This window comes from Neobacillus fumarioli NBRC 102428 (assembly GCF_001591485.1).
Lineage (GTDB): Bacteria > Bacillota > Bacilli > Bacillales > Cytobacillaceae > Neobacillus > Neobacillus fumarioli.
Window position 1 is genome coordinate 1 of record NZ_BCUZ01000095.1, and the last position, 10,533, is coordinate 10,533.

Consider the following 10,533-nt stretch of genomic DNA (forward strand, 5'->3'; position numbering starts at 1 on the left):
CCCCTCCTTCCTGTTATCGATTCCGTACTGTACTAAAAAGAATACCACGCATCATTTTGAGTAATGGACGATAGTTTTTACCGACTAAGCCAACCGCTTCGGCAATTAATTCAATCAAGATCAGTAACACTAGAATGAGGAAAAATCCACCGATCAGCTTAGCTTGAGAGAAGATGATCGCCATCAGTCCAAAGAATGCAGCCATTGCGTAAATCATTAACACTGTCTGGCGATGGGTAAAGCCAAGGCGAAGCAGGCAATGATGCAAATGCGATTTATCAGGGGCTGATAAAGGTTTTTTATGGACAATTCTGCGGATAATCGCAAAGAATGTATCAGAAATTGGCACACCAAGAATAATAATCGGTACAATAAGCGAAATCATCGTGACATTTTTAAAACCTAATAGTGACAACACTGAAATCATGTACCCTAAAAACAAAGCACCCGTATCACCCATAAAGATTTTTGCCGGATGAAAATTGTAAAACAAGAAGCCCAGCGTACTTGCCAACACTAGAGATGCAATGGCAGTTACATAACCGTTGCCCATGATGAGCGCCATTCCGGAAATTGAAATTAAGGCAATAGATGAAACTCCGGCAGCAAGTCCGTCCAAACCATCAATCAGATTAATCGCATTGGTAATTCCAACAATCCAAATAATGGTCAGCGGAATACTTAAATAGCCAAATTCGATTTGCCCGCCAAATGGCAAGTTAACAAACTGAACATGAACACCGCCCCAAATAACAACAAGAGAGGCTGCTGCTATTTGTGCAATAAATTTAATTTTTGCAGACAGCTCAAAGATATCATCCAAGATCCCGGTTATCACGATAATGATACTGCCAATGATAATGGAAGGTCCATACGGATTATCCGGTTGAAGGATGAGCATGCCAATGATAAAACTTGCGTAAATTGCCAGTCCGCCAAGACGAGGCATGATTCTTTGGTGAACTTTTCGGTGATTTGGTTTATCCGTCGCTCCAACTTTGAACGCCAGTTTTTTAACGAAAGGAGTGAGCAGTATAGAACTAATAAAGCATATCAACAAGGTGTAATAGATCATCATGATCCTCCTTATATCTAACCCATTCTAACAAATTGTATTTTGAAAAGTTAGTTATCTATTTAACAATCATTTTGTATCAAAGCCATCAGTACCATGTGGATTATAACATAGCTAAACATTATTTTAAATAGATTTTCCTTGTCTATTAAATTACTGATAACTCCATTTCGACCATAAATACCATATTTTCCAATTTAATAGTCTTAAAAAAGACACAACAAAGGAATAAAAGGGCTTTTAGCTCCTTTCCCTTTGAAGATGATACAGACTGATGATGCGTTCAATCATGATGTTTTGGTCATTTTCCTTCGCCAGTTCCAAGCCTTTCATGATGAGAGTCTGTTTCATCTCTGCTGATGCTAAAATCATTTCGATGCCATCTCTTAATGATGATGGATTTTTCGATTCGACAAGTACACCGTTTCCATTATGAAGGAGGTATTTCAACCCTCCTACATTGGTGCCGACAACAGGGGTTCCGCAGGCCATCGCTTCAATGGCAACAAGTCCGAATCCCTCAATATGTGATGGCAGGATAAATACTTCTGCCGCCGCCATCCATAAAGCGACCTCTTCCTGTTTTTTCGTCCCAAGAAAATGGATGCTTTCCGTCACCCCGTTTTCATCAATCAGCGCTTTAAGCCTATTTACGTAACCGTAGTCTTTATCGGAACCAATTATGTATAAGTCATATTCAGGATGGTTCCTCCTGAGCAGCGCGAATGCCTGGACTAATTCATTGAGCCCTTTTTGTTCAATGATATTACCGACAAACAAGAGCGGAGTTTTTCCCGTGGGAATACCACATCGGCTGCGGGCTTCTGTCTTTTCAACCGGTCTAAACACCTCCAAATTTACCCCCATATTAATGAGGGATAATTTCTCATGCTGCACACTAAACGCGGTTTCAAGTGTTGTATACAATTCCTGCCCAACAGCAATGACATGATCCGCTTCTTTAAGGATCGATTTTGTCATATGGGCAATCCGATGGCTCTTCTTTGCCATTTGATCAATATCTCCGCCATGGGCTGTCACAATCATTCTTGCACCGTAGAGCTTTTTATACCATTTAGCCAGCATTCCGCTTGGAAAAACGTAATGGGCATGGACAACTGCAGTCCGCTTTCCCTTAAACAACAAATGGATCAGAAAAGTGAGACTCCACTTCCCATATTTCTTTAGTAAATTCAACTTGCCTTTATTTGGGTTATCAATAGCAATCACATCGACGGAAAGTCCTTTGTTTCGCAATGCTTCTACTTGATTCTTCACAAAAATACCAAAGCTTTTGTATTTTTCTGTTGGATACATATTTGAGATGACCGTTACTTTGTTCTTCATGAGATCTCCTAAAATAAGCAAAACTGACCTATTATTTCTTCTAATATACCACGAATTTTGACGAAAAAACACTTTCCTAACATTACAAATTAAATACAATTCAATAAAAAAAGCAGGAATGATCAATTCCTGCCTTTTTGCCAATGATTTATTGATTTTGAGTTTCGTACCCATGTGGATTGTTTTTCTGCCATCTCCAGGAGTCTCGGCACATATCTTCGATTCCTCTTTGTGACGTCCACCCAAGTTCAATCTTGGCTTTAGATGGCTCTGCATAGCAAATCGCTACATCCCCTGGTCTTCTCTCTACAATTTTATAAGGAATTTTTACACCTGATGCTGCTTCAAAAGCTTTGACAATTTCTAATACACTATATCCCGTTCCAGTTCCTAAGTTATATGCTTCCACACCTTTTGAAGCCATCACTTTTTCTACTGCCTTTAAATGGCCAAGTGCAAGGTCGACGACATGTATGTAATCTCGCACACCGGTACCGTCAACCGTTGGATAATCACTGCCAAACACCTGCAGCTCCGGTAATTTGCCAACAGCCACTTGAGTAATATATGGCATTAAGTTGTTCGGAATACCGTTCGGGTCCTCCCCGATTCTGCCGCTTTCATGAGCACCGATTGGATTGAAGTAGCGAAGCAGGGCAATGCTCCAATCTTGATCGGAAATATAGACATCCCGGAGGATTTCCTCAATCATCAGTTTTGTCCGCCCATAAGGATTGGTTGCTCTTAAAGGAAAATCTTCGGAAATTGGAACTTGTTCCGGCATACCATAAACGGTTGCAGATGAACTGAACACGATATTCTTCACATTGTATTTCTTCATCACTTCACAAAGAATCAATGTGCCGGTGATATTATTATGATAGTAACGAAGAGGAATAGCTACTGACTCACCGACAGCCTTTAAACCGGCAAAATGAATAACCGCTTCAATCGAATGATTGGCAAATACCTTATCAAGCTCTTCATGATTAAGCAGGTCGGCCTCGTAAAATTCAAAATCTTTTCCAGTAATTTCTTTAATCCGTTTTACCGCTTCAAGTTTACTGTTAGAAAAATTATCAAGGACGATGATTTCATAGCCGGCATTCAACAGTTCCACACATGTATGACTGCCGATATAGCCTGCCCCACCAGTTACTAAAATTGCCATTCTTTTGTTTCTCCCTCTTTCTATGCCAAGTTTTTATCTATCTTTGTCTTGCCCAAAACAATCCCTAAGAGAATAAAGTAGATCATCATAAACGTATCATTTTCCAAAATATTATAAACGGTACCGCCTACCAGCAAAGCAACGAAAAAGTAGATCAGTAATGGTGAATAAATGGTTTTTCTATTTTTCCAGGTAGTGACAAGCAAATAATAAGCAAACATGAAAATCGCGAGCATCCCCAATATTCCAGTCTCTACAAGAATAAGGATATACTGGTTATCCGAATAAAAATTAGTTTTAATCCCGTAATGCTTATAAATTGGGGAAGAATATGAGATCGTGGCTGCTCCGCCAAAAGTGGCAAATCCTGTTCCGATGACCGGATGGTCTTTAAATACTTCAATTGCCTTTTTCACCCTGTAAATGCGGCCGCTTGAGGTACTCTGCTCCAGTGATTGATCGGAAAAGGCATTTTCAAATCTCTTGGCCCCTTCTTTATTATCCAGCTGATGCCCAGCCCCGGCCTTGCCTGCTATAAAGTGTGTATAATATTGATCTGCCGCCTTGTTAACTCCAAAGAACAGCACTCCTGAAATGACAGCTACCATCGCAAGTGGAATAAGAGGCCGCCAATTTCGGGTTACAACAATATAAACAAGCAAAAAAGCAATGATTGTCAGCGTCGTTCCTCTTGAATACGTAAGCAAAATGGTTGTACCAAATAAGCATAGCCCGGCATAGATGAGATAACGCATTTTTCCGCTGACTTGTTTAAGGAAATACAATGATACGATGAAAGCGACAACCAAATACAGGGAAAGTTCATTTGGGCCTTTCAGCAAGCCGTAAACCCGTATTCTGTTTGTCGGCGATAACCACCACTGCGTCCATTCCTGTGGCATTAACATCGTTTTATTGGAGATTTTCTCCACAATTCCCTGTACGGAAAGAATCAAGCCCATCACAAAAGTCGTAGCCGCCATTTTCCGGATAAACTTAGGGGTAAGCTCCATACGCTTTACAACATAAAAGACTAAATAGAATAAATAATAGGCCCTGATCTGAAAAATAATAGCCTTTATCGAAACACCGGTTACTAAGGCAGATAGTATACCGATTACGCCAAAGATAAAGAACATCCATTCATATGGATGAAAGCGAAACAATTTTTTCCAATCTTTTCGGGAGTCGTAAATGGTCCTTAAGACCAAGAAGCCGATAATGGCATCTCCCAAGATTTTAAATCCTGGGTTCATAGTTGTTAAAAATGGTCTTACTGGAATAAAAATAAGGAGAAATAACAATCCAGTTTCCTTTTTCCAAAAGGAACCAACGGCAACAAGTAACGAAATCAGCATAGCCACTTTCGAATTTCCAATAAAAGTGCCTGCTACTACGGCTAAAATTCCTACAATTAATACCCATATATTGTCCTGAGATAATTTCATTGATTCGTACTCCTATTAAGTTAATACTCATACACGGCAGTTGTTTGTTTCATCATTTTTTCAAGCGTAAAATGATTCTCAAAATACTTTCTGCCGTTTTCTGAAAGCCTTTGAACGAGTTTCTGATCGGTTAAAAGACGGTATATCGTATTGCCAAGCTCCTCAATATTACCGTAATCAACCAATAATCCCGATTCTCCATCCTTGATAATTTCCGGGATTCCTCCAATCCTTGTCCCTACCGTTACCCGGCTGTAGGATAATGCTTCGATCGGAACATAAGGAAATGCATCATTACTTGACGGAACGACGACAATATCACTGTTTAAGTATACTATTTCCTTTTCCGAACAAAAACCCTTAAATTGCACAAAATTTTCTAACCCAAGTTTTTGCACAAGTGTCTCCAATTCTTCTCGCTGCGGACCATCTCCATATAAATGGCATTCCCATTTCATGTCCGGATAGGCAGACTTTAAATAGGCTAAACTCTTAATCAGAAAAGCTTGTCCCTTTTCTTCGCGCAGCCGGCCTATTGTAGCAATCACTGGAACTTCTCTTAAGTGTTTCATGGGATGGGGGATTTTTGGGCCATCAATACCGTTATGAATCAGCTGTAATTTATGTCTTGATACTCCCTTTTGCTGCAATTGTTCATACATAAACTGAGAAACGGTGATCACCTTATGATTAAACGCCGTCATCACCCGGTTTAAACTGCGAATGCCCAACCCCATCGGCACGTTTACATGGTACGTCCAAATGGCCTTGCATCGCGCTCCCATCCATTTCGCGAGAATGGCTAAATAATTTTCCCTTAAGAAGTTTGCATGAACGACATCTGCCTTTTCCATTTGAATAATTTGTTTAATTCTTTTCGCAGCCTTTACATCGAAAGGACCCTTCATGTTTACTTGATACATTTTTACTCCGGTTTGCCGGAACGCTTCTATTCCAGGCCCCGTTTCGGAATAAACAAAAATGCAGTTGTCCCTGCCCATATGCTTGATTAAATCCAACACATACTTTTCCGTTCCGCCATTGCCAACGAAATTTAATAAATAAAGAACCCTTGCCAATCAAAGCACCTCTAACTTGTGTATGTATGAACTTTATTACTACAAATCAAACTAATGTTATCGTGATTCTCTGGTTTTATCAAGGTAATTATGATGAAAGAACTGCTTTAAAAAAGGGAAGTCTTACGGATGACTCCCCTTATTCCCAATCATTAAACTTTGCTTTTTTGACCAATTCGATTTGTATGAAGATCCTGATCCGTGATTCCAATATTCGTATTTTTAATGATAAAATGCGGACGCCGTTTGCTTTCATAGTATATTCTGCCAATATACTCTCCAATTACGCCAAGAAAAACCAATTGGATCCCGCCAAGCAGCATAATAGAGGCGATGATTGTGAAATAGCCTGGAACCTCAATTCCGTATAGCAAGATTCTGAAGAAAATAAATAGAATATAAAGAATGTCCAAAAAGGTAATAACCAAACCGAAATAGATGGACAATCTGAGCGGTTTATTATTAAAAGATATGATGCCATCAATACCGTAATTAATCAGTTTTGGCAGGCTCCACTTGCTTGTCCCCTCTTCCCTGGCTACATTTTCATATTCAATCACATATTCCTCAAACCCGATCCACGAAAACAGCCCTTTTGAAAAGCGGTTATATTCATTTAAGGCTAAAAGGGCATCAACTGCTCTCCTGCTCAACAGCCGAAAATCCCCAACTCCATCCACAAGTTCAACATCGACCATTTTATTCATCAGCCGGTAGTACAATTTGGAGACAGCTGTTCGAAAAAGAGCATCACCTTTGCGGTTTCGTTTGGCAATTACCTGGTCGTAACCATCATAATAATGACGGATCATTTCGGGAATCAATGACGGAGGATGCTGCAAATCGGCATCCATAATAATCACTGCATCGCCGGCAGCAAATTTTAACCCTGCCAGCATGGCGGCCTCTTTCCCAAAATTCCTGCTAAAAGAAATATAATGAACAGCATCATCCTTATAGGAAATTTCTTTTAGCAACTTTAGCGTGTCGTCACGGCTTCCATCATCAACAAAAACCAGTTCATATGGCGCCTGGTTTTTCATAACCTCTGAGATTGCCTTATGAAAATTCCTGATACTCTTTTCTTCGTTATAGCATGGTACGATGACCGAAATCATTCTAGATATGCCCTCCTGCAGCTAAAAAGTAAATCCATTAAATGATTGTAACATGATAGTTCGCCATTTACATTCAGATTGCAAAAAGATATGATAGGAAATGATTATTTTATCGAAAAAAATGGATTAATTGGGGTTAAAGTATGATTAAACAAGTCATTAAATTCGGAATCGTTGGTGTCATCAATACTTTAGATTATTATCTCTTATATTTATTCTTTCAATCCGTCTTGTCCATTTATTACTTATATGCTCATATTATCTCCTTCCTAATTAGTATGGTTGGTTCTTTTTATATGAACTCTTACTTTACCTATAAATCGAAGCCGACATTAAAGAAATTTCTGCAATTTCCTTTAACCTATGTAGTCAACATTATCGTCTCAACAAGCGCTATCTATATCTTGGTAGACCTAATGAAATTGAATCAAAAAGTATCTCCGATCCTGGCTTCGTTGATTGCCATTCCATTTACCTTTACCTTATCCAGATATATTTTAACGAAAAAAGAGGCTTAATGGAGGATGGATGAATGGTTCTAAAAAGGATTGTAAAGATCGCCTTTCCGGTCACCTTCTTCCTATGTGTTTCACTAGGAATCCACCTCTATTTTTTCATCGCCAATACACTGTTTACGGCGAGAGGCGGTGATTCTATTGACCAATACTTAATCTTTCATCAATTTCTTCATAACGCCTACAGGCATGGTAATGTGGAGTGGTCTTGGGAATATGGTCTGGGCGGCGATATTTTTGGACAATTTATTTACTATTATGCCACTTCCTTATTCTTTTGGCTGTCATTATTGATAAAAGGCAGTTCGGTTACGGCTATTATTCAGGCGAAATTTTTCTTGAGCATCTTAAAATGCTTTCTCTGTATGCTCTTTATGTACCTGCTGCTCATGTTTAATAAAAGATCTATGTTCAGTTCCATAGCAGGTGCCTTCATTTATACGGGTTCTGTTTTTTTCGCCAAATATTCACTGCGCTCCGATTTTATGGTTGATGCAATGGTTTGGCTGCCATTCGTCATCCTTGCTTTCGATTGGTATATAGACCGGAAGAAACAGCTTCCGTTCATTCTGTCTGTTTTTCTAATTTGCTTTTCCAACTTCTATTTTGCCTTTATCACAAGCGTCTATCTATTTGCTTATGCTCTATGTAAATTCTTTCTGATCCATCAAAAGTTCAAGCTGAAGACATTTATCATTTATTATATAAAAATAGCCGCAAATTACGTTGCAGGCTTGCTTTTGAGTTCTGTTTCGTTTTTACCAGCTGTTTATCATTTTTTGCACGCGGACCGTTTTAGCAAAAAATTCGATATTCCGATTCTATTTGATCTAAATTATTACAAACATTTATACTATCAATTATTTTTTTCTGTTAGTGACCTGACGTTTCCGGTTATCTGTTTAGGATTATTCTTTATTGGCTTTTGGATCAACAACTGCGAAGTAAAAATCAGGCTGACGTTTACCATTGTTGTGTTTGTTTTTTATCTATTGCCAATAACTTCTTCTTTTTTTAACGGATTATCAGCTATTCAATTCAGATGGTTTTATTTAGTTGTTTTTACAATGGCCTTGTACATTCCGTTTGTTTTGGACCATTTGATTCAAATCGGGAAAAAGCTTACGTTCATCGTCCTTGTTGAAGTTTGTTTAATTTTTATGACGTTAACATTAAGATCAAGGCTTTTACACAGCCATGTTGATCAAGTGGACGAAATCAATTTCATTCTCTTTATCATTGGTGCCGTTCTGTTAACCTTAAAAACGAAGGTTCCAAAATGGCTGTTTCAAACATGTATGCTGGGTCTTGTGGCGGGTAATATATTATTTAATAATTTTATCTTTTTCACCCATGAACTGGGTCCTTATCAAACCCAAAAAGCCATTAATGACCTGCTGTTTGGTCCTAAAGGATTTGATAATCAATCCGAAAGAGAGGTTATCAATTATATAAAAAAACATGATACAAGCTTTTACCGGGTGATGTGGAAGGATGTCAAACAATATAATCTACCAATGGTCTACGACTACAATGGCTTTAGTGCGTATCAAAGCTTAATCCCATATAATGTATCGAAATTTTTCAAGGAAAACTATAATACTTTGCAATTTGACTCACCTAGTTTATTTAAGAACCTTGATCAACGACTATATTTAGAAACAGCATTAAGTACAAAATACTATTTCGTCGCTAATCATGATCCCTTTCAGCCATACGGCTATAAAAAATTAAAAACATTTAAGGATTATACCATCTATGAAAATCAAAATTGGCTTCCCCTTGCTTTTATGGCATATCAAGGAATCTCAAGGGCTGAATTTCAACATCTAAACTTTTCTGACCGGGATCAGCTGCTATTAACCGGTGCTGTCACCCCATCATCTCCTGGAGAATACGGATTGAAACTTCTGCCAGAAAGCAAATTGAGTGGAATGGTGTTGCATAATGGATGGAAAGAGGTTTCTATGCATGGAATTAGCCGGAAAGGGAATTTATTTCTCGTAGGAAACAATGGGTATCTGGAAATTCCGTTTCAGCAGCCAAAACAACCGGGAGAAATTTTAACGGAAATGACGATCCAAAACACTGCCGGAAAGCAGTTTGTCTTGAACATCAACGGAAAAAATCTCTTGAAAAGAGAGGAAAACAGTACATACTCTTATCCGCAATCAACCTTTGTGTTTAATTTGGGATATCAGAAAACACAAAATCCTATCCGGATTTCTCTGACACCCGGTGAATACTCGATTTCTGATTTAAAGGTAACCTTTACTTCTTATCAGAACTTTCAAGCGTCCGTAAAAGCACTGCAAAGCCGAGAGCTCCAAAATCTAAAAGTCACAGATCACAGCGTCAGCGGACAAATATCCTCAACACATCGCGGTGTCCTTGTAACCTCTATTCCGTATAACATTGGCTGGCATGCCGAGATCGATGGAAAAAAGGCAGATACCTTTGAAGTGAACAGCACATTTGTCGGTTTAAAAGTACCGAAAGGAACACACCAAATTAAACTGGTGTATTCCTCGCCATATCTTAAAGAAGGGCTTGGGATAACGATTTCTACTCTATTTATGATCATCATCATAGCTCTTTATAAAAGCCGGAGAAAAGGACTGTCCGGTAAGTAACTCCCTAACATAAAGCAGGTGGAGAAAAATTAGTTGTTTTTCTCCACCTGTTTTTGTGTTTTTAGGATTATTTTGGCCAATAAGTATCCTCCTTAACTTTTTAACGTAAACGTTGAAATAGCTCCCACCTTTAAAGAAAGTAAGCGT

8 protein-coding genes are annotated in these 10,533 nt (G+C 38.6%); 2 read left to right on the top strand and 6 right to left on the bottom strand.

Annotated features, from left to right (window positions below; all coding sequences use genetic code 11):
* Window positions 1–13: 13 nt before the first annotated feature.
* From BFU02S_RS12205 to BFU02S_RS12230, 6 genes are all read right to left on the bottom strand, one after another.
* Entirely contained in the window at window positions 14–1,075 is a 1,062-nt protein-coding gene (locus BFU02S_RS12205; RefSeq protein WP_066370996.1) for a glycosyltransferase family 4 protein, read from the bottom strand.
* A gap of 240 nt (window positions 1,076–1,315) precedes the next feature.
* Window positions 1,316–2,422: a glycosyltransferase gene (locus tag BFU02S_RS12210; RefSeq protein WP_235842049.1), complete on the bottom strand. Its 1,107-nt coding sequence runs from the start codon at window positions 2,420–2,422 to the stop codon at window positions 1,316–1,318.
* A gap of 148 nt (window positions 2,423–2,570) precedes the next feature.
* Window positions 2,571–3,593 (bottom strand): UDP-glucose 4-epimerase GalE, encoded by a 1,023-nt coding sequence (galE, locus tag BFU02S_RS12215; protein WP_066370998.1) that lies wholly within the window; start codon window positions 3,591–3,593, stop codon window positions 2,571–2,573.
* Between the two features lie 20 nt (window positions 3,594–3,613).
* Entirely contained in the window at window positions 3,614–5,041 is a 1,428-nt protein-coding gene (locus BFU02S_RS12220) for an O-antigen ligase family protein (protein ID WP_066371000.1), read from the bottom strand.
* 20 nt (window positions 5,042–5,061) lie between these two features.
* A complete protein-coding gene (locus tag BFU02S_RS12225) occupies window positions 5,062–6,120 on the bottom strand; it encodes a glycosyltransferase family 4 protein (protein WP_066371003.1) in 1,059 nt (352 codons plus the stop codon).
* A 152-nt stretch (window positions 6,121–6,272) separates the two neighbouring features.
* Window positions 6,273–7,238 (bottom strand): glycosyltransferase family 2 protein, encoded by a 966-nt coding sequence (locus tag BFU02S_RS12230; protein WP_066371006.1) that lies wholly within the window; start codon window positions 7,236–7,238, stop codon window positions 6,273–6,275.
* 143 nt (window positions 7,239–7,381) lie between these two features.
* Here BFU02S_RS12230 and BFU02S_RS12235 point away from each other — a divergent pair, with 143 nt between their 5' ends.
* Together BFU02S_RS12235 and BFU02S_RS12240 are read left to right on the top strand one after the other, a co-directional pair.
* Window positions 7,382–7,756: a GtrA family protein gene (locus tag BFU02S_RS12235; RefSeq protein ID WP_066371008.1), complete on the top strand. Its 375-nt coding sequence runs from the start codon at window positions 7,382–7,384 to the stop codon at window positions 7,754–7,756.
* 14 nt (window positions 7,757–7,770) lie between these two features.
* A complete protein-coding gene (locus tag BFU02S_RS12240) occupies window positions 7,771–10,386 on the top strand; it encodes a YfhO family protein (protein ID WP_066371010.1) in 2,616 nt (871 codons plus the stop codon).
* Window positions 10,387–10,533: the final 147 nt, after the last annotated feature.